This is a genomic window from Nocardia alba NBRC 108234 (genome assembly GCF_001612665.1).
Lineage (GTDB): Bacteria > Actinomycetota > Actinomycetes > Mycobacteriales > Mycobacteriaceae > Nocardia > Nocardia alba.
Map to the genome: position 1 here is coordinate 185,375 of NZ_BDAX01000012.1, position 23,024 is coordinate 208,398.

Annotated in this window: 22 protein-coding genes, 2 pseudogenes and 1 riboswitch; of the genes and pseudogenes, 12 read left to right on the forward strand and 12 right to left on the reverse strand. The window is 67.7% G+C overall.

The genetic code is table 11. The features are described from left to right. The first annotated feature begins 75 nt into the window (after positions 1-75). The 3 genes from NA12_RS14905 to NA12_RS14915 all read left to right on the forward strand — a co-directional run bounded on the left by NA12_RS14905 (position 76) and on the right by NA12_RS14915 (position 5,572). Positions 76-1,557, forward strand: coding sequence for a GlnX family signal transduction membrane protein (locus NA12_RS14905; protein ID WP_243654761.1), 1,482 nt, complete (start codon positions 76-78; stop codon positions 1,555-1,557). After that, entirely contained in the window at positions 1,554-2,510 is a 957-nt protein-coding gene (locus NA12_RS14910) for a glutamate ABC transporter substrate-binding protein (protein WP_067450298.1), read from the forward strand. Before NA12_RS14905 ends, NA12_RS14910 begins: the two co-directional genes overlap by 4 nt. A gap of 794 nt (positions 2,511-3,304) precedes the next feature. Continuing rightward, positions 3,305-5,572, forward strand: a complete 2,268-nt coding sequence (locus NA12_RS14915) for a serine/threonine-protein kinase (protein ID WP_067450522.1) — start codon at positions 3,305-3,307, stop codon at positions 5,570-5,572. A 2-nt stretch (positions 5,573-5,574) separates the two neighbouring features. Here the strand turns inward: NA12_RS14915 and NA12_RS14920 are convergent, their stop codons facing one another. Further along, positions 5,575-6,774, reverse strand: coding sequence for an acetate kinase (locus NA12_RS14920; RefSeq protein ID WP_067450300.1), 1,200 nt, complete (start codon positions 6,772-6,774; stop codon positions 5,575-5,577). Continuing rightward, positions 6,771-8,849, reverse strand: coding sequence for a phosphate acetyltransferase (gene pta, locus NA12_RS14925; protein WP_067450303.1), 2,079 nt, complete (start codon positions 8,847-8,849; stop codon positions 6,771-6,773). The genes NA12_RS14920 and pta overlap by 4 nt, the downstream gene beginning before the upstream one ends. A gap of 40 nt (positions 8,850-8,889) precedes the next feature. Between pta and NA12_RS14930 the strand changes: the two genes are divergently transcribed. Continuing rightward, positions 8,890-9,402 carry a nitroreductase/quinone reductase family protein gene (locus NA12_RS14930; RefSeq protein ID WP_067450304.1) on the forward strand — a complete coding sequence of 171 codons (513 nt, stop codon included), beginning with the start codon at positions 8,890-8,892 and terminating at the stop codon, positions 9,400-9,402. A gap of 122 nt (positions 9,403-9,524) precedes the next feature. Here NA12_RS14930 and NA12_RS14935 read toward each other — a convergent pair whose 3' ends face one another. Together NA12_RS14935 and NA12_RS14940 are read right to left on the reverse strand one after the other, a co-directional pair. Continuing rightward, on the reverse strand, positions 9,525-10,622 hold the full coding sequence (locus NA12_RS14935) for an SPFH domain-containing protein (protein ID WP_067450308.1): 1,098 nt from the start codon (positions 10,620-10,622) through the stop codon (positions 9,525-9,527). A 12-nt stretch (positions 10,623-10,634) separates the two neighbouring features. Next, on the reverse strand, positions 10,635-10,853 hold the full coding sequence (locus tag NA12_RS14940) for an NfeD C-terminal domain-containing protein (RefSeq protein ID WP_067450312.1): 219 nt from the start codon (positions 10,851-10,853) through the stop codon (positions 10,635-10,637). Between the two features lie 121 nt (positions 10,854-10,974). On the opposite strand from NA12_RS14940, the gene NA12_RS14945 reads away from it, so the two are divergent. After that, entirely contained in the window at positions 10,975-11,601 is a 627-nt protein-coding gene (locus NA12_RS14945) for a DJ-1/PfpI family protein (RefSeq protein WP_207905564.1), read from the forward strand. Beyond that, positions 11,598-12,053: a MarR family winged helix-turn-helix transcriptional regulator gene (locus NA12_RS14950; protein ID WP_067450319.1), complete on the forward strand. Its 456-nt coding sequence runs from the start codon at positions 11,598-11,600 to the stop codon at positions 12,051-12,053. The genes NA12_RS14945 and NA12_RS14950 overlap by 4 nt, the downstream gene beginning before the upstream one ends. An 87-nt stretch (positions 12,054-12,140) precedes the next feature. On the opposite strand, the gene NA12_RS14955 is transcribed toward NA12_RS14950, so the two are convergent. The 4 genes from NA12_RS14955 to NA12_RS14970 all read right to left on the reverse strand — a co-directional run bounded on the left by NA12_RS14955 (position 12,141) and on the right by NA12_RS14970 (position 15,247). Continuing rightward, positions 12,141-12,689, reverse strand: a complete 549-nt coding sequence (locus tag NA12_RS14955; RefSeq protein ID WP_067450322.1) for a YceI family protein — start codon at positions 12,687-12,689, stop codon at positions 12,141-12,143. 28 nt (positions 12,690-12,717) lie between these two features. Further along, entirely contained in the window at positions 12,718-13,323 is a 606-nt protein-coding gene (locus NA12_RS14960; RefSeq protein WP_067450325.1) for an FMN reductase, read from the reverse strand. Beyond that, entirely contained in the window at positions 13,320-14,411 is a 1,092-nt protein-coding gene (locus NA12_RS14965; protein WP_067450525.1) for an LLM class flavin-dependent oxidoreductase, read from the reverse strand. The genes NA12_RS14960 and NA12_RS14965 overlap by 4 nt, the downstream gene beginning before the upstream one ends. Positions 14,412-14,485: 74 nt before the next feature. Beyond that, positions 14,486-15,247 carry an HAD-IIA family hydrolase gene (locus tag NA12_RS14970; RefSeq protein ID WP_371855998.1) on the reverse strand — a complete coding sequence of 254 codons (762 nt, stop codon included), beginning with the start codon at positions 15,245-15,247 and terminating at the stop codon, positions 14,486-14,488. 159 nt (positions 15,248-15,406) lie between these two features. On the opposite strand from NA12_RS14970, the gene fgd reads away from it, so the two are divergent. The 4 genes and pseudogenes from fgd to NA12_RS33115 form a co-directional block, all read left to right on the forward strand. Then, positions 15,407-16,417: a glucose-6-phosphate dehydrogenase (coenzyme-F420) gene (gene fgd / locus NA12_RS14975; RefSeq protein WP_067450331.1), complete on the forward strand. Its 1,011-nt coding sequence runs from the start codon at positions 15,407-15,409 to the stop codon at positions 16,415-16,417. 94 nt (positions 16,418-16,511) lie between these two features. After that, positions 16,512-16,856, forward strand: coding sequence for a hypothetical protein (locus NA12_RS14980; RefSeq protein ID WP_067450334.1), 345 nt, complete (start codon positions 16,512-16,514; stop codon positions 16,854-16,856). 129 nt (positions 16,857-16,985) lie between these two features. Further along, positions 16,986-17,084 (forward strand): annotated as a pseudogene (locus NA12_RS35055) (hypothetical protein); the annotation flags it as partial. 17 nt (positions 17,085-17,101) lie between these two features. Further along, positions 17,102-17,443, forward strand: a pseudogene (locus NA12_RS33115) (HipA N-terminal domain-containing protein); the annotation flags it as partial. Positions 17,444-17,601: 158 nt separating this feature from the next. On the opposite strand, the gene NA12_RS14985 reads toward NA12_RS33115, so the two are convergent. The 3 genes from NA12_RS14985 to NA12_RS14995 form a co-directional block, all read right to left on the reverse strand. Continuing rightward, the gene (locus NA12_RS14985) at positions 17,602-18,810 is read right to left on the reverse strand and encodes an O-succinylhomoserine sulfhydrylase (protein WP_067450338.1); all 1,209 of its coding nucleotides are present in this window, start codon (positions 18,808-18,810) and stop codon (positions 17,602-17,604) included. 10 nt (positions 18,811-18,820) lie between these two features. Then, positions 18,821-19,237, reverse strand: a complete 417-nt coding sequence (locus NA12_RS14990; protein WP_067450341.1) for a rhodanese-like domain-containing protein — start codon at positions 19,235-19,237, stop codon at positions 18,821-18,823. A 17-nt stretch (positions 19,238-19,254) separates the two neighbouring features. Further along, positions 19,255-19,374, reverse strand: a riboswitch (SAM riboswitch). A gap of 45 nt (positions 19,375-19,419) precedes the next feature. Further along, positions 19,420-19,878 (reverse strand): Rv0361 family membrane protein, encoded by a 459-nt coding sequence (locus NA12_RS14995; RefSeq protein ID WP_132369707.1) that lies wholly within the window; start codon positions 19,876-19,878, stop codon positions 19,420-19,422. A 189-nt stretch (positions 19,879-20,067) separates the two neighbouring features. Between NA12_RS14995 and NA12_RS15000 the strand changes: the two genes are divergently transcribed. Then, entirely contained in the window at positions 20,068-21,456 is a 1,389-nt protein-coding gene (locus tag NA12_RS15000) for an FAD-dependent oxidoreductase (protein WP_067450348.1), read from the forward strand. A 203-nt stretch (positions 21,457-21,659) separates the two neighbouring features. Then, entirely contained in the window at positions 21,660-22,508 is an 849-nt protein-coding gene (locus NA12_RS15005; RefSeq protein WP_067450352.1) for an amidohydrolase family protein, read from the forward strand. A gap of 17 nt (positions 22,509-22,525) precedes the next feature. Here NA12_RS15005 and NA12_RS15010 read toward each other — a convergent pair whose 3' ends face one another. Beyond that, positions 22,526-23,008 (reverse strand): DUF456 domain-containing protein, encoded by a 483-nt coding sequence (locus NA12_RS15010; protein WP_067450528.1) that lies wholly within the window; start codon positions 23,006-23,008, stop codon positions 22,526-22,528. Positions 23,009-23,024 lie beyond the last annotated feature (16 nt).

Below are 23,024 nucleotides of genomic sequence, written 5' to 3' on the forward strand. Positions count from 1 at the left end.
GGGGCTGCGCTACCCGTAGGCCCACAATAAACTCCGCACAGGTAGGTGTACACGGACAGCGCCGGGAGGTGAACGATGGTCGAACCGGGGAATCGCCATGCCGCGACGGAAGTGGCGGCCGTTCGCGTTCGCCCGTCGTCGCAGGCCGAGGCGGGTGCGAAGCACGCGGGGACGGCCGACGCGGCACCGGCGACACCGCGCTCAGCGCCGCCGCGCCGACCGGCCGCGCCCGTCGATCGGCCGCCCGCACCCGACGTCGCGGCGTTGCGCGCGCAGTTCCGACCCGCCCGGTTGCGCAGCTTCGCGCACTCCTCGCCGGGCCGGCTCGTCGCCGCCGGACTGGTCCTGATGGTGCTGTGCGTGACCGCGGGCGCGGTGACTTCGACGACCGTGATGGAGCGCCAGCAAGCTCTCGGCGTTCTGCTCGACGACACCGAACCCGACGCGCATTCGGCCAATCACCTCTACACCTCGCTCTCCATCGCCGACGCCGCCGCGGGCACCGCGTTCATCGCGGGCGGACTCGAACCCCAGGCGGTGCGTGACCGCTACACCCAGGCCATCGGTGAGGCCGCCGCCGAACTGGTGACGCAGGCCGGGCACATCTCCGACGAGGAGGCGGCCGATCCGACGGGCACCGATCGCCGCCTGCGCACCGGCATCGCGACCGGGCTGCCCGTCTACAGCGGGCTGATCGAGACCGCGCGGGTGAACAATCGCAACGGCTATCCCGTCGGCGCGGCCTATCTGAGCGAGGCATCGCATCAGATGCAGGCTCGACTGCTACCGATGGCCGAGGAGCTGGAGGACCACCGCTTCGACTCGGTCACCGCGGCGCAGTATCGGCACGTGCGGCCACCGTGGACGGCGATCGTGCTGCTGGTGGTGGCGCTCGGCGCGCTGATCTGGGTGCAGGTCGAGCTGGCACGCCGCTCGCGCCGGTTCTTCAATATGGGGCTGTTGGTCGGCACCGGCGCGCTGGCGCTGACCCTGCTCTGGACGGTCGCGGCCGGATCGGTCTCCGCCGTGGCGATGATCCGCTGCCGGGATGAGGGCGCGGTGCCATCGGCGCGTTTGGCCGAGAGCCGAATCCTGGTGCAGCAAGCCAGATCAGCGGAAATGGTGAAGCTGGTGCGCCGCGACGCGACCGGCGACTACGACCGCACCTTCGATGCGAATGCCACCCGGCTCACCGAGCTGCTCGCCGGCTATCCCGAGGACGCGCCCGCCCGCGACGAGGTGGCGCACGCGCGCGCCGCGCTCACCCGCTGGCAGTCGGCCCATCAGCGGATGAACGACACACTCGAGCGCGGCGATTTCCTCGGCGCGGCCGCCGTCGCGACCGGTCCGAGCGCCGCCGATTCCGCCGCCCAGGTCGACGCACTCGATCGGTCATTGGACAAGGCGGGCGCGGCGACACGAGACACGTTGCGCACCAAGGTCTCGCAAGCCATGGATGTGCTGTCGTTCCTTTCCCCCGGCGCGTTCGTGCTCGGGATCGTGGCGGCGGCGTTCGTCGCGCTCGGCCTGTGGCCACGGCTGCGGGAGTACCGGTGAGGCGCGGCCGCGTCCTCGCGGCGCTGGTGCTGGCCGGGCTACTGGCCGGCTGTTCCGACAGCACTCCCGCGCCCGACGAGCGGGGTGTCTATTCCGTACCACCGTTGCCCGCCAAGGTTATTCCGATCGGCACCGACACCCCGGTGCCGCCTTCGGGCGGCGAGCAGTGTGGCGATCCGACCGCGAGTCTGCGACCGAGCACCGCCACCGGCCCGACCATCGCCGCCATCCGTGCGCGCGGCCGACTCGTCGTCGGCCTCGACGCGGGCAGCAACCTGTTCAGCTTCCGCGATCCCCTCTCCGGTCGCATCGTGGGATTCGACGCCGACATCGCCCGCGAGATCGCCCGCGATCTGCTCGGCAACCCCGACCTGATCGAATACCGCAGTCTCGCTTCCGAAGAGCGCGAGCGAGCCCTGCAGAATCACACCGTCGACCTGGTCGCGAAGACGATGACGATCACCTGCGAGCGACGGCAGCGGGTGGCGTTCTCGACGGTGTATCTGCGGGCCGATCAGCGGGTACTCGCGGTGAAGGGCTCCGGCATCGACGGTCTCGCCGATCTGGCGGGCAAGCGGGTGTGCGTGGTGCGCGGCACCACCTCCCTCGATCACATTCGCCGTGATCAACCGGCCGCCACGATCCTGACGGTGCCGACCTGGGCCGACTGCCTGGTGGTCCTGCAACAACGCCAGGTCGACGCGGTGAGCACCGACGACTCGATCCTGGCGGGCCTGGCCGCCCAGGACCCTTACACCGAAGTGGTCGGGGGCAGCATCAGCGCCGAACCGTACGGCATCGGCATTCCCAAGGGCGACGACGACCTGGTGCGTTTCGTCAACTCCACCCTGGACCGCATCCGCAACGACGGTACCTGGACCCGCATCCATCGCCGCTGGCTCGCGACTCTCGGCGAGACTCCGAGCCCGCCCGCACCGAAGTACCAGGACTGACAGCCATGGACACGAATCCGACCGATGGTGAACCAGGACAACGTGATCGGGTCGCGAACGATGAGGCGCGCACCGCATCCGCCCCACCCCACGAACCAGATCACAACCCGGCGCCCACCACATCGGCTCCACGCCACGAACTGGACCACGACCCGGCGCGCACCGACTCGACGCCCCAGGCCGCCCCACCGGAGGACGAGCCACGGCGCGTGCCCACCCAGCTGACGCAGCGCCACCGTCCCGGCACCCTGCCCGGCGGTTGGACGCTGCCGGGCGACGACGAGACCCGGCCGCTGCCCAAACTCACCGCCGAGGCGGCCGCGGAGTTCGCGGACAAGCAGGCGAGCGGCGGCGACCACACCCCGTCGATCGACGCCACCCGTCGCGCCGAAGAGCCCGGTGGCCGCCGCGAAACCGGCGGCGTCGCACCTGCCGACTCGCAGCACGCGCGGGAGAACATCGCGACGCAGCGGGCGAGCCGACCCGAGCCGGTGGACCACGAATCCGCCGCCGACGTCTCGATCGAAGCAACGCAACGCGCCCCAGAGGCCACGGCGACCGCCGCCGAGGCGGCACAGAACGCCCGGGAGACCGCACCCTACGCGGCCACCGAAATGGCGCATCGCCCCGCCGAAACCGCACCGTACGCGGCGACCGAAATGGCACAGCGAGTTCCAGCCAACGCACCGCAGACAGCGACCGAAGCCGCACAACAGGTTCCAGTCAGCACACCGCACGCAGCGACCGAAGCCACACAACGGCCCCCGGCCAACGCACCGCACGCGGCGACCGAAATGGCACAACGGGTCCCGTCCGGCACACCGCACGCGGCGACCGAGGCAGCCCAGCGCGACGAGTCGACCGGTGCGGGGGCGACATCGCAACCCTGGCCCTCCGCGCCACAGACCGGCGTGAGTACCGCCCGTTCGGGCCGCAGTGTGCGGACCGCGCGGTCGCGGCCAACGCGCCGGCTCGGCGCCGGGCTGGTGCCGATTCCGACCGTCACCCCGGCCGACCCGCGTGACGCCGTGCTGGCCGATCCGATGGTCTCCGAAGGCAGGCGGTTCTGCTGGCGCTGCGCTAATCCGGTCGGGCGGTCGACACCGGCGCGGGCCGCCTCGTCCAGCGGTGAATGCGAGACCTGCGGGGCCGCTTTCGATTTCCGGCCGTCGCTGCACGAAGGCGATATGGTCGCCGGGCAGTACGAGATCCAGGGGTGCATCGCGCACGGCGGCCTCGGCTGGATCTATCTGGCCATCGACCGCAATGTGAGCGATCGGTGGGTGGTGCTCAAGGGGTTGCTGCACGCGGGTGACGCCGAGGCGCAGGCCGTGGCGGTGGCCGAGCGCCAGTTCCTGGCCGAGGTGGCGCACCCGAGCATCGTCAAGATCCACAACTTCGTCGAGCACACCGCGGGCGAGGAATCCATCGGCTACATCGTGATGGAGTACGTGGGCGGCCATTCGCTGCGCGACATTCTCGACGCCAGGCCCCGGGGCGAGCAGATGCCGCTGGCCGAGGCCATCGCCTATGTCCTGGAGATCCTGCCCGCGCTGGAATACCTGCATTCGATCGGTCTCACCTACAACGACCTCAAACCCGACAATGTGATGGTCACCGAGGATCAGGTGAAACTGATCGACCTCGGCGCGGTCGCCACCATCGACGCCTACGGAAACCTGTACGGCACCAAGGGTTTCCAAGCTCCTGAAATCGCCAGAACCGGGCCGACGCCCGCCTCCGACGTGTACACCGTCGGCCGGACGATCGCCGCGCTCACACTGGCGCTGCCCAGCGAACACGGCCGCTACCTCGACGGCATCCCCGACCCCGCCGACGAACCGCTGCTGGCCCGCTACGAGTTCTTCCACCGATTCCTGCTCACCGCCACCGATCTCGATCCGGCACAGCGGTTTCCGTCGGCACGGGCGATGTCGGCACAGCTGGCGGGTGTCCTGCGCGAGATCCTCGCCTACGACACCGGCACCGAACATCCACAGCTGTCCACAGTGTTCAGTCCACAGCGCACCAGCTTCGGGACCGAGGAACTGATCCGCCAGACCGACGCCTATCTCGACGGCGCCGGTCGTTCGCCGCTGCTCGATTCCCGTGATGTGGTCGCGGCGCTGCCGATTCCGCTGATCGACCCCGCCGACCCGTCGGCGCCGCTGCTGGCCGCGACCGCCAATCCGGAACCGGAGCGGGTACTGGAGGCGCTGCACGACTCCCGCGAGCGGGCCGAAGCCGATCCCGACAGCGCACCCGACACCCTGGCCGGTGAGCTGATCTTCGCCGAGGCGCGAGCTCGGCTGGAACTGGGCGAGTCGGCGGCGGTATTGCACCTGCTCGACCGGGAGCCGATCGAATCCGATTGGCGCACCGACTGGTTCACCGGTCAGGCTCACCTGCTCGAACTCGACTACGAGGCTGCATTCGCCTCGTTCGAAGAGGTGTTGCGGGTGCTGCCGGGCGAGATCGCGCCGAAGGTCGCGTTGGCCGCCACCGCGGAACTCATTCTGCAACACTGGGATTCCACCGCCCCCGAGCAGTGGCGAAGCTTCGCCGAGCGCTATTACGACACCGTCTGGCGCACCGACCGGGCCGTGGTGAGCGCGGCATTCGGCTTGGCCAGGCAACTGGCGGTCGCCGGACGAGTCGGCGAGGCGGTCCATGCCCTCGACGATGTGCCCGCCGCGTCACGCCACTTCACCACCGCCCAGACGACGGCGATCCTGTTGCTGCTCACCAGCTCTCCCGTCGCCGAACTCGACGAGCAGGTCCTGCGGCTGGCCGCCTCGCGCGCCCAGTCCATCGCCGCGGGCGAGCACCGAGCCACGCTCATGCGCACCCTGGTCCAGGGCTCGGCATTGGCGTGGCTCCAGGACGGCAACACACCGAAACGCCTCGACGCCAAGCTGTTCGGCCGCGCCTTCACCGAACGAGAACTGCGTGACGGTACCGAAACCGGCCTGCGTTCGCTCGCTCGCAACGCCCCGAACCGCACGCACCGCTATGCCCTCGTCGACCTGGCCAATTCCCTACGCCCCAAATCCTGGTTCTGAGCTCAGCGCGTGCTGACCAGCCGATAGGCGGCACGGGCGATAGCCAGTTCCTCGTTGGTGGGTACCACCAGCACCGTCACCGCGGCGTGGTCCGGCGAAATGCGCCGGATGCCAGGGGCTCTCGTCTCGTTCCTGGTCGGGTCGATGTCGATACCGAGCGCCTGTAGCCCCGCGAGTGCGTCGGCGCGCACCGCGGGGCTGTTCTCCCCCACACCGGCGGTGAAGATGATGTCGTCGACGCGGCCCAGTTCCACCAGGTAGGCGCCGAGGTAGCGGCGCAGGCGATGGATGTAGACGTCGTAGGCGAGTTTCGCCTGGCTGTCGCCGCCGTCGATGAGCTGCTGCAATTCGCGGAAGTCGTTGACCCCGCTCAACCCTTTGAGGCCCGAACCGCGGTTGAGCAGTTGTTCCACCTGACTCACATCCAGCTCGGCCGCCCGCATCAGATACGGCGTGATACCGGGATCCAGATCGCCCGGCCTCGTCCCCATCACCAGACCTTCGAGCGGCGTCATACCCATGCTGGTATCGATCGCGACGCCCCCTCGGATCGACGACGCGGACGCGCCGTTGCCCAGGTGGAAAACGATCTGGTTCAGCTCCTCGGTCGGTTTCCCCAGAAACCGCGCGGCCTGCTCCGACACGTACTGATGCGAGGTGCCATGGAATCCGTACTTCCGAATGCCATGGGCCGCCGCTAATTTCGCGTCTATCGCATAGGTCTTGGCGGCGTCGGGCATGGTGTGGAAGAACGCCGTGTCGAAGACCGCGACCTCGGGTACGCCGGGCAGCAGTTCCCGGGTCGATTCGATGCCGACCACGTTGGCGGGGTTGTGCAGGGGCGCGAGCACCGACAGGTCGTCGATCGCGCGCAGCACGTCGTCGGTGATCAGGGTCGGTTCCCAGAACACCTCGCCGCCGTGTACGACCCGGTGCCCGACCGCCCCGATGCCGATCGTGGCCAGGTCGAGGCCGGTCTCGCGGAACATCTCGAACACCCGCAGCAGTCCGGCCCGGTGGTCGGGGATCGCCCCGTCGTATTCGAGTTTCGCGGGGCCTGCCTCGTGCACGATCCGCCCGCCGTGCGACTCGCCGACCTTCTCGACCAGCCCGGAGGCCAGCACCTGCGACGAGACAGCTTGTAGCAGTTGATATTTGATCGACGAGGAGCCGCTGTTCAGCACCAGTACGAGATCGCTCACTTGCCGTCTCCCTGAGCCTGGATGGCGGTGATCGCCACGGTGTTGACGATGTCGGCCACCAGCGCGCCGCGCGAGAGATCGTTCACCGGCTTGCGCAGGCCCTGCAGCACCGGCCCGATCGCGACCGCACCCGCGCTGCGCTGCACCGCCTTGTAGGTGTTGTTGCCGGTATTGAGGTCGGGGAAGACGAAAACCGTGGCCTTGCCCGCTACTTCGGAGTCGGGCAGTTTGGCGCTGGCGACGGCGGGCTCGATCGCCGCGTCGTACTGGATCGGGCCCTCCACCGGCAGTCGCGGCGCGCGCTCACGCACGAGTTCGGTGGCCGCGCGAACCTTGTCGACATCGGCGCCGGTGCCGGACGCGCCGGTCGAATAGGACAGCATCGCCACCCGGGGCTCGATCCCGAACCGGGCCGCCGTGCCCGCCGAGGACACCGCGATATCGGCCAGCTGCTCCGAGCTCGGATCGGGTACCACCGCGCAATCACCGTAGGCGAGAACACGATCGGCCAGGCACATCAGGAACACGCTCGACACCGTGGCGACGCCGGGCACCGTCTTGATGATCTCGAATGAGGGCCGGATCGTGTGCGCGGTGGTGTGCGCGGCACCGGAGACCATGCCGTCGGCGATCCCCTTGTAGACCATCATGGTGCCGAAATACGAGATATCGGCCATGGTTTCGCGCGCGCGCTCGAGCGTCATGCCCTTGTGCTTACGTAATTCGGTGTATTCGGCGGCGAATTCGTCGAGGTAGCCCGAGGTGCGCGGCGACATCACCTGGGCGTCGGCGATATCCACGCCGAGCTCGGCGGCGCGGGCCCGCACCGAGGTCTCGTCACCGAGGATGGTGAGGTCGGCGATCTTGCGCTGCAGCACCCGTCCGGCGGCGCGCAGGATGCGGTCGTCATCGCCCTCGGGCAGCACGATGCGTTTGCGGTCGGCGCGAGCGCGCTCGATCAGCCGGTATTCGAACATCTGCGGCGTCACCACCGTCGAGGACGGAACCTGGATGCGCCGCAACAGTTCCGGTGCGTCGACCCGCTGTTCCATCAGCGCGAGCGCGGTGTCGACCTTGCCCGGGCTACCCGCCCACATTCGGCCGCGGGTGCCGTGCACGGCGCTGGCGGTGTCGTAGGTGCCCAGCTCGGTGGCCAGGATCGGCAGCCTGGGGCGCAGGCCCGCCATCAGCCGCGCGATGGCCGGATGCGGGCGCAGCCCGCCGTTCATGATCACCCCCGCCAGCGACGGGAAGCCCTCCGCCTCATGGGCGTTCACCAGGCTCAGTAGGACGTCGGAGCGGTCGCCCGGCGCGATCACCACCACACCGTCGGAGAGTCGCTCCAGGATGTGCTCGGCGGTCATTCCGCCGACCATGATGCGCAATGCCTCACGCTGGAGTAGCTCCGGATCGCCACTGTAGATCTCGCCGTCGATCGCCGCGCACAGCTCGCTCATGGTCGGCGCCATCAGCAACGGCACCTCGGGCAGCGTCCAGGAGGGCACCTCGGAACTCGCCAATGCGGTGGCGATGTCGTCGATCGCGTCCGGGGCGCAGCGATTGGCGACGACCGCGACCAGCCGAGCGTGCTCGGCGGTGAGCTCGGCGGTACACAGTTCGACGAGCTGTTCGACCTCGGAGGGCTTGCGTTGCGCGCCGCGAACGACCAGCAGGACGGGCGCGCCCAGATTCGCCGCGATGCGGGCGTTGAAGCGCAGCTCGCTCGGGCTGGCGACGTCGGTGTAGTCGCTGCCGACGATCACCACCGCGTCACAGGCCTTGGCGACGTCGTGGAAACGCATCACGATGTCGCCGATAGCGGCGGTGGGGTCGCGGTGGACGTCCTCGTAGGTGACGCCGACGGCCTGCTCGTAGCTGATATCGGCGGTGCTGTGCTCGAGCAACAGTTCCAGAATGTAATCGGGTTCGTCGGCGGAACGGGTGATCGGCCGGAACACGCCGACGCGGGCGGTGGTCGCGCACAGCATGCCGAGGACACCCAGCGCCACCGTGGACTTTCCGGTGTCGCCCTCGGGCGAGGCGATGTACACGGTGGACGGCGCTTGTTCGACCATGCTCGCGAGCTTAGTGAATCGTCGACGTTATAGTCCGCCCATGACATCGCAGTTCCCGGATCGCCAGTGGGGTTCGCGCACCAATGCCGTGTCCCGCGCGGCCAACCGCTTCGCCGCGACCAAGCCGGGTTCCTGGCTGGTCCGCACCATCACCCCGCTCGACCGCGCCGTCCTCGCGCGCACCGACGCCAAGTACACCGTGCTCGGCCCGATCGGCGCTCCGGTGATCCTGCTCACGACCACCGGCCGCAAGTCCGGTATCGCGCGCACCCAGCCACTGCTCTATGTCCACGACGGCGACACCCTGTACGTGGTCGGGTCCAACTTCGGCCAAGCCCACCATCCGGCCTGGACCGGCAACCTGCGCGCCGACCCGACCGCCGTGGTCGCCATCGCGGGCGAACGCATACCGGTCGTCGCGACCCAGGTCGAGGGCGCGGACAAGGACGCGATCTACGCCCGCTTCATCGAGATCACCCGCGCCTACTCCGCCTACCGCGACCGCACCACCCGCGACCTGCGCATGTTCGCCCTGCGTCGGACCGGGTCGTAGACCACCGACGCCAGGTGACCGGCGACCGCGGCCATGGTCTTGTCGTTGGTCACCGCCGCGAGGTCGTCCGGGCCGCTGCGCACTGAGCGCCCCGGACTCAGCGAGCCCGGGGCGCTCGGTACTCAGATCTTGTCGACCTCGCCGTTCGACAGGGCCTTCTGGAGGGAGTTGAAGACCGTCAGCCCCTGGCCGACCATGCCGTTGAGCAGTTCGCCGACGCCGTCGGGACCGTTGAGGACGGTGAGGTTGGCGCCCGCGAGGCCGTGGGAGGCCTGCTTGACGATTTCGGGGAGCTGCTCGATGAGCATCTGGTCCAGGGCGATGCGGTTGTTGGACGCCGCCGCCTCGGCCTGAATGCGGGTGCGGTCGGCCTCGGCCACCGCCAGGATGCGGACTCGTTCCGCCTCCGCCTCGGCGGGTTTCACCACTTCGGCCTGGAGTTGCTGTTCACGGAGTTCGGCGTTCTTGCGGGCCTGTTCGGCCTGGGCGTGCAGCACGGCCTGCCTGGCGATGGCGTCGGCGAGCGGGCCCGCCTGTGCCGCTTCGGCATTGGCCTTGTCGATGTCGCGCTGGTACTGGGCCTTGAGGATCGAGGTCTCGCGTTCGTATTCGGCGCGACGCCGCAACGATTCCTGCTCGGCCTCGGCGGAGCGCTGCGCGGCCTGGGCCTGGGCGATCTGGGCATCGCGCTGCACGGCCGCGTTGTGCGGTGCGGCGAGAGCATTGATGTAGCCGAGGTTGCCGTCGTCGATGGACTGGATCTGGAACGAGTCGACCCACAGGCCGATATTGCTCATCTCCACCTTGGAGGCGATGAGTACCTCGTCGGCCAGCTTCTGCCGTTCACGGATGATCTCCTCGACCGTCATCGAGCCCACGATCGAGCGCAGGTGACCGGAGAAGATCCGACCGGTCAGCACCGACATCTCCTGCTCCTGTTCGGACAGGAAGCGTTGTGCCGCGTTGACAATGGATTGGGTGTCGTTGGCGACCTTGAACGCGATCACCGCGCGCACATCGAGCTGAATGGCCTGCTTGGTGACGCAGCGCTCGCGGATCTCGGACTCGAACATGGCCAGCGACAGGTAGCGAACCTTGCGGAACAGCGGCACCACCCAGGCGCCGCGCCCGATGACCACCTTGAACGGGCTGTCGTCTTTGGTCTTCGCACCGCTGACCAGCATGGCTTCGTCGGGATCGGGAACGTGATAGCCCAGCATCGCGGGCCCCTTTCAGTCAGTGGGAAGCGGTATCCAGGTGACCACGTCGACCAGGCGCCCCGGATGGACCGCGACGATCAACACAGTGGTCCAGGCGGCGATCGGCTCGTCGGCTCGGGCGAGATAGAGCTCGGTGCCCCCGCGAATCGAGATCAGTACCTCACCCAGTGCGCCCGCCTCCCGAATCGGCGACGTGATGGTGCCCGTCATGCCCTGCACGGAATCGGTCATCACGGGTGAACCTCTCTGTCTCGCACCGGATGCCGTCAGCGTACGGAGGGTCGGCTACAAGTCGGTAGCAAAATTCTTATTGACAGCATTCTGTCAAATATGACAGCATATTGTCATGTCGATGAAAACAGTTCACGTCGCCGTCTACGACACCCTCGCCGACTGGGAAGTGGGGGCCGCGACGGCCCATATCGCCAACGGCAACTGGCACCGGGAGCCCGGAATATTCGAGGTCGCGACCGTCGGCCTCACCACCGACGCGATCACCACCATGGGTCGGCTGCGGGTGACGCCCGACCTGGCTGTCGCCGACCTCGAGCCGGCCGACAGCGCCATGCTGATCCTGCCCGGCGCGGACCAGTGGATGGGCGAGGATCTGATCGCGTTCGCGTACAAGGCGAAAGAGTTCGTCGACGCAGGGGTACCGGTGGCGGCGATCTGCGGCGCGACCTTCGGCCTGGCCAGGACGGGCCTGCTCGACAACCGCACGCACACCAGCAATGCGGCGGAATTGCTTGTGTACAGCGAGTATTCGGGCGCCGCACACTACGTTGACGCGCCCGCGGTCACCGACCGTGACGTGATCACCGCGGACGGTATGTCGCCGTTCGAATTCGCGAGAGAGATCTTCGCGCGCCTCGATCTGTACGAACCGCGGATACTCGAGGCCTGGTACCAGCTGTACGCGCGGAAGGACCCGGCCGGGTACGCCGTGCTCGCCGAATACGAAGGGAGCCATGCGGCTTGAATTCCGAACAGGAACTACTCGACGGCGCCGCCCTCACCGTCTACCGGCTCAACGGCCAATTCCTGACCATCGGCGACGGACTGTCCTCGCCTGCCGGAATCTCGGTGGCCTGGTGGCAGGTGATGGCCGCTGTGCAGGACCAGCCGCAGCCGGTGGCCGGGATCGCCCGCGCGATGGGCGTCACCCGGCAGAGTGTGCAGCGGATCGCGGACCTGCTGGTGGGCAAGGGCATGTGCGAGTACCGGCCCAACCCGGCGCACAAGCGGGCCAAGCTGGTCGCGATGACCGAGGAGGGCGAGGCCGCGATCCGGCGCATCGACCCGCAGCACGCGGCCATGGCCCACCGGTTGGCCGAGGCGCTCGGCCCGGCCGAGTTCGCCGCGACGGTCGCGACGCTCGAGCGTCTCGCGGCGACCCTCGACACGATCATCGCCGACGAGGACCAGCTGTGATGTCAGCGGAGGTCGGCCAGTAGGTTCATCGGCGACACGACGCCCCCAGCACCGAACAGGTGCTGGGGGCGTCGTGTCGGTGACCGGTCAGCTCTGCAGGACAGCCTCGATCTCGAGGGTGAGGGTGATCTTGTCGCCGATCACGGCGCCGCCATCGGGCAGCGGCATGTCGATATCGAGGCCGAAATCGCGGCGCGAGACCACGGTCTTGGCCTCGAAGCCGGCGACCGGGCCGTTGCCCATGCCCGGGCTGACGCCGATGAACTCGACCTCGAGGGAGACCGGCTTGGTGTTGCCGCGCACCGTGAACTCACCGTCGACGACGAAATCGCTACCCTCGCCACGGAATCCGGTGGACTTGAACGTCATCAGCGGGAACTGCTCGGCGTGGAAGAAGTCGGCGGTGCGCAGGTGGCCGTCGCGCTGGGCGTTGTCGGTGGTGAGGGAGTCGACGCGGATCTCGGCGTGCGCGGTGGCGGTGCCGTCCTCGGCGATCACGAGGGCGCCGTCGAAATCGGTGAAGCGGCCACGGACCTTGCTCACCATCAGGTGGCGTACGGAGAAGCCGACGGTGGAGTGGGTGGGGTCGATGGCCCAGGTGCCCGCGGTGAGTCCCTTGGCGATGGCGGTGGTCACGATTGTGCTCCTTCGAGGTAGGTGTGTATCAGTGCTGTGCTGCGAGAAGGTCTTCGAACGGGGTGGTGTCGGTGTAAGGGTCGCTCGGCCGGGTGGCGGACCTGCCGAGTAGCAGCGCGCCGAATTCGGCTGCGGCACGGTCGATTCGATGGTTGAGCGCCTTGTCGGCGCCGTTGGCGCCCCAATCGGTCGACGCCGCGTAGACGGCGGTGGGGACGACGATCGAGCGCAGGTAGGCGAACAGCGGGCGCACCGCGTGCTCGAGCGCCAGGGAATGCCGCTCGGTGCCGCCGGTCGCGCCGGTGAGCACCGGCATCGCGGCGAGCGAATCCGGTTCCAGCACATCGAAGAACGTCTTGAACAAGCCGCTGTAGGAGGCGCTGAAGATCGGGGTGACGGCGATCAGCCCGTCGGCGGTGACAACCTGCTCGATCGCCGCCCGCAGCGCGGGAGCCGGAAAACCGGTGAGCAGGTTGTCGGCGAGATCGCGAGCGTGATCGCGCAGGTCGACGAAGTCCAACTCCACCTCGCCGCCGAGTTCGCGCGCCGTGGCTGCGGCCAGCCGGTCGGCCAGCAGTCGGGTCGACGAGGGCTGCGAGAGCCCGGCCGACACTACCGCGACGCGGGTGGTCATACCGTCACCTCCTTCGCCGTCTCGGCCGCCACCAGTGCGGCGTGTGTCGGGGCGTCGGGCACGTGCGCGGGGCGTCGGGCGGCGAACTCCTTGCGCAGCACCGGGATCACCTCCTCGCCGAGCAGGTCGAGCTGCTCGAGCACCGTCTTCAAGGGGAGCCCGGCATGGTCGACCAGGAAGAGCTGGCGCTGGTAGTCGCCGAAGTGCTCGCGGAAGGTGAGCGTCTTCTCGATGACCTGTTCCGGGCTGCCGACGGTGAGCGGGGTCTGCTCGGTGAAATCCTCGAGCGAAGGCCCGTGTCCGTAGACGGGCGCGTTGTCGAAGTACGGGCGGAACTCGCGAACCGCGTCCTGAGAGTTCTTGCGCAGGAACACTTGTCCGCCGAGACCGACGATCGCCTGGTCGGCGCTGCCGTGGCCGTAGTGCTCGTAGCGACGGCGATACAGGTCGATCAGCCGCTTGAAATGGTCGGTGGGCCAGAAGATGTGGTTGGCGAAGAAGCCGTCGCCGTAGTACGCGGCCTGTTCGGCGATCTCCGGGCTACGAATCGACCCGTGCCACACGAACGGCGGCACGTCGTCGAGCGGACGCGGGGTCGAGGTGAACGACTGCAGCGGCGTACGGAACTTGCCTTCCCAGTTCACGACGTCCTCACGCCACAGCCGGTGCAGCAGCGCGTAGTTCTCGATGGCCAGGGGGATGCCGTCGCGGATGTCCTTGCCGAACCACGGATAGACCGGGCCGGTGTTGCCGCGCCCGAGCATCAGGTCGACGCGACCGTCGGCCAGGTGCTGCAGCATCGCGAAGTCCTCGGCGATCTTCACCGGGTCGTTCGTGGTGATGAGCGTGGTCGAGGTGGACAGCAGAATGTTGTCGGTGCGGCCCGCGATATAGCCGAGCATCGTGGTCGGCGACGACGGCACGAAGGGCCGATTGTGGTGCTCGCCCATCGCGAACACGTCCAGACCCACTTCCTCGGCCTTCTGCGCGATCGCGACCATCGCCTTGATCCGCTCGGCCTCGGTGGGGGTGCGGCCGGTGGTGGGATCGGTGGTCACATCGCCGACGCTGAAGATTCCGAACTGCACGGGCCCTCCTTTGGTTGCCATGGCAACTATAACCACGACAGGCCAGCACCTATTCCGATGAGATGCAGCTCACATCACTGGTCAGCGAACGGGCGGCGCGTTCGCCCGACCAAGTCGGCCACCGAGCCCACCACCATGGTCGGGCGGAACGGATAGGCCTCCACCGAGGACTTCGTCGAGATACCCGAGGTCACCAGCACCGTGCGCAGGCCCGCCTCCAGGCCTGCGATCACGTCGGTGTCCATCCGGTCGCCGATCATCACCGTCGATTGGGAGTGCGCGCCGATCCGGCGCAGCGCCGAGCGCATCATCAACGGATTCGGCTTACCGACGTAATACGGCTCCTTGCCGGTGGCCCTGGTGATGAGCGCGGCGACCGAACCCGTGGCGGGCAGGACGCCGTCGCGGGAGGGCCCGGTGGCATCGGGGTTGGTGGCGATGAACTTCGCTCCCCGATCGATGAGGCGGATCGCGGTGGTGATGGCCTCGAACGAGTAGGTGCGGGTCTCGCCGAGCACCACATAGTCGGGATCGCTGTCGGTGAGCACGTAGCCGATCTCGTGCAGCGCGGTGGTGAGACCGGATTCGCCGACCACGTACGCGGTGCCGTGGGGGCGCTGATCGTCGAGGAAGGTCGCCGTGGCCAGCGCCGAGGTCCAGATCGACTCCTCGGGGATATCGAGGCCGGTGTGCCGCAGCCGGGCTTGCAGGTCGCGTGGCGTGCGGATCGAGTTATTGGTCAGCACCAGGAACGGGATCTCGTTGGCGCGCAGTTCGGCGAGGAACTCGTCGGCGCCCGGGATCAGTTGGTCCTCGTGTACCAGCACGCCGTCCATGTCGGTGAGGTAGGACAGAATCTGCTCATCATGGGTGGCCACCAGTTAATTGTCCGCTAAAAATCGGCGTGGCGGGTGACGAAATGCCGGGGGTGCGGATCACGCGCCGCGCGCTAGTGTCGTGTTGGCAGGGGTCAATGGATGACAGGAGTGGCTGCAATGGTTGAGCTCAAGCTCGGGTACAAGGCATCGGCAGAGCAGTTCGGGCCACGAGAGCTGGTCGAACTCGGCGTCGCCGCCGAGCAGCACGGTCTCGACAGCGCGACCGTGAGCGACCACTTCCAGCCGTGGCGCCACGACGGTGGACACGCGCCGTTCTCGCTGGCCTGGCTGGCGGCCGTCGGCGAGCGCACCGAGCGCATCCAGCTCGGCACCTCCGTGCTCACCCCGACCTTCCGCTACAACCCGGCGGTGATCGCGCAGGCCTTCGCCACCATGGGTTGCCTGTACCCCGGCCGGGTGATGCTCGGCGTCGGCACCGGCGAGGCGCTCAACGAGATCGCCACCGGCTACAAGGGCGAATGGCCCGATTTCAAGGAGCGTTTCGCCCGCCTGCGCGAATCGGTGCAGATGATGCGCGAACTGTGGACCGGCGATCGCGTCGATTTCGACGGCGAGTACTACCACACCGTCGGCGCCTCCATCTACGACGTTCCCAAGGGCGGAATCCCCGTCTACATCGCCGCGGGCGGCCCCGTGGTCGCCAGGTACGCCGGTCGCGCGGGCGACGGTTTCATCTGCACCTCGGGCAAGGGCATGGACCTCTACACCGAGAAGCTGCTGCCCGCCGTCGCCGAGGGCGCGGGCAAGGTCGAGCGCGATATCGCCGAGATCGACAAGATGATCGAGATCAAGATCTCCTACGACACCGATCCCGAACTGGCACTACAGAACACGCGCTTCTGGGCCCCGCTCTCGCTCACCCCCGAACAGAAGCACGACATCACCGACCCCATCGAAATGGAGAAGGCCGCCGACGCCCTCCCGATCGAACAGGTCGCCAAGCGCTGGATCGTCGCCAGCGACCCCGACGAAGCCGTCGCCCAGATCAAGCCCTACCTCGACGCGGGCCTCAACCACCTCGTGTTCCACGCCCCCGGCCACGACCAGCTCCGTTTCCTCGACCTCTTCAAGCGCGACCTGGCTCCCCGCCTGCGCGCTCTGGGCTGAGATCGGTCGAACCTCCGGCCGGGCGTGATTAACAACGTCCGGCCGAATATCGATCCATGGTGACGAACGCCGGAACGACACAAGGAAATCAACCATGGGATTGTGGATCGGTAGCCCCGCGCTGAACGACGCCGAGAACGTCGTCTGGCAGAAACTCGCCAATCGCACACAGGGCAGCAGGGCCGTCGGCGGACGCTTGCACCTGACCGAAACCCGGCTGCTCTTCGTCCCCAATCACCTCGACGCGATCACCGGCGGCAAGCGCTGGGAAGCGCCGCTGACCCAACTGCGCGCCGTCGGGCAGCAAAGCCCGGATGGCGGCCTGTTCAGCGGTGGCCTGCGCACTCGTCTGCGGGTGGACACCGACGCCGGAACCGAACTGTTCGTCATCGATCCGCTCGACGAGGCGATCAAGATCCTCGACGCCGCGAGGATGTGAATCCAGCTCAGGGGCTAATCGGCAGAATACTGCCGATGTATTAACGGCTCGAGGCATCCTCACCTTGCCGATGGCAATTTCGGCGGCATTCTGCCGATTGGAGACTGGACTGTGGATACGTTGAAGGACGTGGGCGCGAGGATTCGATTGGAGCGGCGTCTCCATCAGCTGACGCAGGAGCAGCTTGCTGAGATTGCGGGCACCTCGACCCGAACGGTCCGCGATATCGAGCAGGGGCGAGGTTCACCCAGCATCGGGACGGTCGCAGCGGTGGCGGGCGCGCTGTCGCTTCGACCCTGCCGCTCGGCGCTGAGTCGATCAGCGGCGGATCTGAGGCTGTCCCAGCGTTCTTCACCGGACTGCTGCCGGAAGGACACCGCTTGACAGTGCTCCGTCGTGCCGTGAAGACCAGTGCCGATGACGAACTCAGCCTCCTGCTCGCGGTCGGTGCCGACGCACCCGGCGACGTGCAAGTATTTCCCGCCGGTGCGGAACCTGTTGACGTTCCCGCGCTTGTCGACTGCATGTCAGCCGACGAGATTGGGCCGAGTTCGCCGCACAGATCGACCTGCCTGCCAAGGCTGTGAAATCAGCGCAGCAATTTGCGCTCCGAGCCGCCGCGACGGTCGATCTCGATCAGCTCCCGTTTACCGGTTCGCCGCTGAACAGGACCCGGCGTGAGCTGCGCCCGCGGCGAGGAGAATTGGAGCTTGCGATCGACTCGTGACGGGTTGGCGTACTTCCGCTAGCTCAGGGCGTGGTCCAGGTCGCCGAGGAGATCCTCCAGGTCCTCCAGGCCGACCGAGATGCGGACTACGCCGTCGGACAGGCCGATCGAGGCGCGGCCTTCCGGGCCCATGGCTCGGTGGGTGGTGGTGGCGGGGTGGGTGATCATGGTTTTGGCGTCGCCGAGGTTGTTGGAGATGTCGATGACGCGCAGGCGGTTGAGGACCTCGAAGGCTCGCTTCTTGCCGTCGTCGCCGGTGAGGGCGAAGGTGACGACGGTGCCGCCGCCGGTCATCTGCGCCTTGGCGAGCGCGTGTTGTGGATGTGATTCCAGGAAGGGGTATTTCACCCAGTCGACCGAATCCTTGGTCTCCAGGAACTCGGCCACCCGCAGGGCCGACTCGGTGGAATGGCGCACGCGCAACGGCATGGTTTCCAGACCCTTGAGCAACGTCCAGGCGTTGAACGGGCTCAGGGCGGGGCCGGTGTGGCGCATCAGGGTTTTGACGGGGCCGTCGATGTAGTCCTTGGCGCCGAGGATGGCGCCGCCGAGGACGCGGCCCTGGCCGTCGATGTGCTTGGTGCCGGAGTAGACCACCACGTCGGCGCCGAGTTCGAACCCACGCTGGAGCAGGGGGGTGGCGAAGACGTTGTCCAGCACCACCTTCGCGCCCGCGGCGTGCGCCAACTCGGTGACCCTGCGGACATCGACCAGGTTCTGCATCGGGTTGGCGGGGGTCTCGAAGAAGACCGCCTGGGTGGGCACGGCGAGCGCCTGCTCCCACTGGTCGAGGTCGTCACCGTCGACGAAGACGGTTTCGATGCCCCAGCGCGGCAGGATCTCGTTACACACCACGAAGCACGAACCGAACAGGCTGCGGGCGGCGACAAGCCGGTCGCCCGCCTTCAGCAGCGCGCCGAGCGCGGTGAACACCGCCGACATGCCGGACGCGGTCGCGAAGGCCGCTTCGGCGCCGTCGAGCAGACGGATGCGCTCCTCGAACATGGCCACGGTCGGGTTGCCGAAACGGGAGTACACGAAGTGCTCGACATCGCCGGTGAACGCGGCCTCGGCGGCTTCGGCGCTCTCGTAGACGAAACCCGAGGTCAGGTACAGCGCCTCGGAGGTCTCGTCGAAGCCCGAACGGCGCAGGCCGCCACGCACGCCGAGCGTGCCGGGCCCGACGCCCTCGGGCAGCGGCTTGTCGAACGAACCACCGGTGATCATGCTTTTCTCCTTATGCCTGACGCCACGGCAGGCCGACAGCGCGCCAGCCGGTGCTGCCGCGCTGACCGAACGCGTCGGGACCACCCTCGAAACCGTCGAGCACGTTGTAGGACGGCGCGACGCCCGCCGCCGTCGCCAGGTTCGCCGCGTGCGCGGAACGCTGACCGGACCGACACAGGAACACCACGGGTGCGTCATCCGGGCGACCGGCGAGCGCCTGCTCGAGCTGGACGCCGAACTCCGGGTTGCGGGTGCCGGTGCCGTCGACCCATTCGATGAAGTGAGCCGGGCGCTCGATGGAACTGGTGTCGGGAATGCCGATGTGTGCCCACTCGCCTTCGGTGCGCACGTCGACCAGCACGGCGCCGGGGTGCTCGGTGAGTAGCTCCCACGCCTTCTCAGGGGTGATGTCGCCGGCGTAAGTCATGTCGATCCTCCTGCGTGAATCCGCTCTTGCCGTGCCGGAAGTCCCCGAACGCACGGCCAGGTCGTCACCCGGAGCACCCCACCGCGGAGGAGGGTTGCCGACCAGCGAGCCGGGGCTTGACGCTGGCACTCATGACCTTGCGATCTGAGATTGCCTCGGCACCGGTCATCGTGTCAAACGATTCAGAACGAGCACACCAGCCACGCGCTGTCGACCCTGGTCAGTTTCCAGCTGCTCGGCACCGGGTTGCCGTTGACCACGAGCGCCGCGTCGATCTTGGCCCGGTCGACGTTCACGGTGGCGTTTTCGAAGCCCTTACCGTCGATCGTGACAGTGGAATTCGGGCCACCGAGCTGTTCGCCGAGGCCGGAGGTCTCCTCGCTGAAACCGGGGCAGGCCACGCCGGGCGGCGGACGGAGGTCGCTGCGCGAGCGGGCGTCGATATAGTTGGTGACGGCGGCCGCGAGACGGTCGGCCTCTGTGACATTTTTCTCAGCGGGAGAGAGCAGTCCGCCCGCCACGATGCCGATGAGCACGACGATCGCGATCACCACGGCCGCGACGAACGGGACGACGGAACGCTTGTCGGTCTGATCCACCACTACGGGCTGGTCGTCCGAGCCTGATTGTTCCTCGTTCATGCTGTAATCCTGACAGACCCGCGTGGGCGGCTACACCGCGCGGCGGGTGGCCGCAATGCCGCAGCTAGAATCGCCATGACTGCGGGCTGATGCCAACTCGATGGCAGCTGCCAGCAAGCCGGTTCGACGACTTAGCCTAAGCTAAGTTGACGCCGTCAAACAGTTCTCGACCAAAGGGTGCGCGTAGATATGACCGAAACTAGTGCAGCGACTCGCCCACTTCGCATCGCGATCGTGGGTGCGGGACCGGCCGGTATCTACGCCGCCGACGCCTTGATGAAGTCCGATGCCGACGTGAGCATCGACCTCTACGAGCGCATGCCCGCGCCCTTCGGCCTGATCCGCTACGGCGTCGCGCCCGACCACCCGCGCATCAAGGGCATCATCACCGCCCTGCACAAGGTCCTCGACAAAGACCAGGTCCGCCTGCTCGGCAATATCGACTACGGCACCGACATCACCCTCGACGACCTGCGCCAGTTCTACGACGCGGTCATCTTCTCCACCGGCGCCAACGCCGACCGCGCGCTGGCCATCCCCGGCATCGACCTCGACGGCTCCTACGGCGCCGCCGACTTCGTGTCCTGGTACGACGGCCACCCCGATGTCCCGCGTTCCTGGCCGCTCGAGGCCGAGAAGGTCGCCGTGCTCGGCGTCGGCAACGTCGCCCTCGACGTGGCCCGCGTGCTCGCCAAGACCGGCGACGAACTGCTCCCGACCGAGATCCCGCCGAACGTCTACGAGGGCCTCAAGGGCAACAAGGCCCTGGAAGTCCACGTGTTCGGGCGCCGCGGGCCCGCGCAGGCCAAGTTCACGCCCCTCGAGCTGCGCGAACTGGATCACTCGCCGACCATCGAAGTCATCGTCAACCCCGAGGACATCGACTACGACGAGGGCTCCGAAGCCGCGCGCCGCAACTCCAAGCAGGTCGACATGGTCGCCAACACCCTGGAGCAGTGGGCCATCCGCGACCACGGCGACCGCCCGCACAAGCTGTTCCTGCACTTCTTCGAGTCCCCGTCCGAAGTCCTCGGCGAGGACGGCAAGGTCGTCGGTCTCAAGACCGAGCGCACCCAGCTCGACGGCACCGGCAACGTCAAGGGCACCGGCAACTTCACCGACTGGGACATCCAGGCCGTGTACCGCGCCGTCGGCTACCTCTCCCAGAACGTCACCCAGCTGCCGTTCGACGATCAGGCGGGCACGGTGCCCAACGAGGCCGGTCGCGTGATCGCCGACGACACCGCCGTAGGTGACGCCCGGTTCATGCCCGCCACCTACGTGACCGGCTGGATCAAGCGCGGCCCGGTCGGCCTCATCGGCCACACCAAGGGCGACGCCAACGAGACCATCGCCTGCCTGCTCGACGACGCCAAGGCCTTCGCCCCCGCGCCGAAGCCGGAACTCGACGCCGTCACCGAGTTCCTCGAGGGCAAGGGCATCCCGTTCACCACCTGGGCCGGCTGGTACCGCCTCGACGCCCACGAGCGCGCCCTCGGCGAGCCCGAAGGCCGTGAGCGCGTGAAGGTCGTGGAGCGCGAGGACATGCTGCGCGCCTCCGAGCCGAACAAGGGCTAGATTTTTGGCGCGCTGGCGCGCGCGTTTTCGCGGCCCTGAATGGCCCGCGAAGGCGGCTTCGCCGCCGATCCCTCCTCGAGGTCGGGATGTGTGGGGGTGGGATGCTGCTGTCACGGCCTTGACTCGGGGTTTCGGTGGTCCAGTCTTCGTGGGGGCGCTGGGTTGAGCGCGCTCGCGCCGCAGAGATAAGGCATTCTGTACTGGTGTTCGATGCCCACGTCCACTTTATCGATCCGCGGTTTCCGCTGATCGCGAACGAAGGCTATCTGCCCGAGCCCTACGTGATCGATGATTATCGAAAGCGTATGGCGCACTTCGATGTTCGCGGCGGTGCTGTCGTCAGCGCGTCTTTCCAAGGCGTTGATCAGAGCTACCTGAAGGCAGCACTGGCCGCGCTCGGGCCCGACTGGGTCGGCGTGACCCGGCTCGATCTCGACGCCACCGACGACGAGATCCTCGAGCTGAACCGGGCAGGCGTGCGCGCCCTGCGGTTCAACCTCAAGCGCGCCGCCGCCGACATCACCGAGATGACCCTGCAGGCGTTGCGCGCCCACGAACTGGCGGGCTGGCACGTCGAGCTCTACATCGACGGTCAGATGCTGGCCTCGCTGCAACCGGTGATCTCGAAACTGCCCGCGCTCTCGATCGACCATCTCGGCATGTCCGACGAGGGATTGCCCTACCTGCTGGACCTGGTGGACCGGGGCGCCAGGGTGAAGGCGACCGGGTTCGGCCGGGTCCAGATGGATGTGGCCGAGACGCTGCGGCGCATCCACACGGTCAACCCGGCTGCGCTGATGTTCGGCAGCGATCTGCCCGGCTCGCGCGCCGGTCGGCCGTTCGAGGAACGCGATGTGGACCTCATCTCACAGGTGGTCGGCACCGACATCCACGCTGTCCTCGAGGACAACGCCCGCGAGTTCTACCGTCTGCCCGCACGCCGTCGTCCGCGGCCGCAGCCGCGGCGCGTCGAGAATCCGACCATCCCGATCCCGCGCCACCAACTTCCCGGCGCGGGCGATCACACCCGTCCGCTGCCGATCATCGAGTAGGGAACGGCCGCCGCTACTCAGCTGATGATCGCCCCGGCGAGCCACACGCCGGACGCGATCAGCGCACCGAACAACTCGACCAGCATCGACAGGCCGACGCCTTTGAGCGCGTGCACGGTGGCAGGCCACGCCAGGTCGTTGGTCTTCAAGCGGTACAGCTCGGCCAGGTACACACCGAGTACGAAGCCGATGAACAGCCCGACAATCGGGATCACGAAGAAACCGGCGATGCCGAGCACCGCACCGACCAGCAGCGCACGGTTGGACACCCCGGCCTCGCGCATCCGCTTACCCGGCCACGTGTACTTCACGACGCCGGACAGCACCAGCGCGACGGTCGCCACCGCCAGCACCGTCCAGGCCGTGGCGCCGCCGGTCATGAACGCCCACACCGCGATTGCCGCGAAGACGAGGATCACCCCCGGCAGGATCGGAAGGACCACGCCGACGATGCCGATCAGAATGACGAGGCCGACAACGACCTCACCCCACACACCCACTACCGGGTCCTCCCGT

Coding starts and splice junctions, on each gene's coding strand:
- NA12_RS14960 (WP_067450325.1), bottom strand. CDS start 13,323: ATGACCACCCGCGTCGCGGTAGTGTCGGCCGGGCTCTCGCAGCCCTCG.
- NA12_RS14905 (WP_243654761.1), top strand. CDS start 76: ATGGTCGAACCGGGGAATCGCCATGCCGCGACGGAAGTGGCGGCCGTT.
- NA12_RS14985 (WP_067450338.1), bottom strand. CDS start 18,810: ATGATCACCGGTGGTTCGTTCGACAAGCCGCTGCCCGAGGGCGTCGGG.
- NA12_RS14930 (WP_067450304.1), top strand. CDS start 8,890: ATGACATCGCAGTTCCCGGATCGCCAGTGGGGTTCGCGCACCAATGCC.
- NA12_RS15000 (WP_067450348.1), top strand. CDS start 20,068: ATGACCGAAACTAGTGCAGCGACTCGCCCACTTCGCATCGCGATCGTG.
- fgd (WP_067450331.1), top strand. CDS start 15,407: ATGGTTGAGCTCAAGCTCGGGTACAAGGCATCGGCAGAGCAGTTCGGG.
- NA12_RS14940 (WP_067450312.1), bottom strand. CDS start 10,853: ATGACCGATTCCGTGCAGGGCATGACGGGCACCATCACGTCGCCGATT.
- NA12_RS14970 (WP_371855998.1), bottom strand. CDS start 15,247: ATGGACGGCGTGCTGGTACACGAGGACCAACTGATCCCGGGCGCCGAC.
- NA12_RS14935 (WP_067450308.1), bottom strand. CDS start 10,622: ATGCTGGGCTATCACGTTCCCGATCCCGACGAAGCCATGCTGGTCAGC.
- NA12_RS14915 (WP_067450522.1), top strand. CDS start 3,305: ATGGCACAACGGGTCCCGTCCGGCACACCGCACGCGGCGACCGAGGCA.
- NA12_RS14980 (WP_067450334.1), top strand. CDS start 16,512: ATGGGATTGTGGATCGGTAGCCCCGCGCTGAACGACGCCGAGAACGTC.
- NA12_RS14990 (WP_067450341.1), bottom strand. CDS start 19,237: ATGACTTACGCCGGCGACATCACCCCTGAGAAGGCGTGGGAGCTACTC.
- pta (WP_067450303.1), bottom strand. CDS start 8,849: ATGGTCGAACAAGCGCCGTCCACCGTGTACATCGCCTCGCCCGAGGGC.
- NA12_RS14995 (WP_132369707.1), bottom strand. CDS start 19,878: ATGAACGAGGAACAATCAGGCTCGGACGACCAGCCCGTAGTGGTGGAT.
- NA12_RS14945 (WP_207905564.1), top strand. CDS start 10,975: ATGAAAACAGTTCACGTCGCCGTCTACGACACCCTCGCCGACTGGGAA.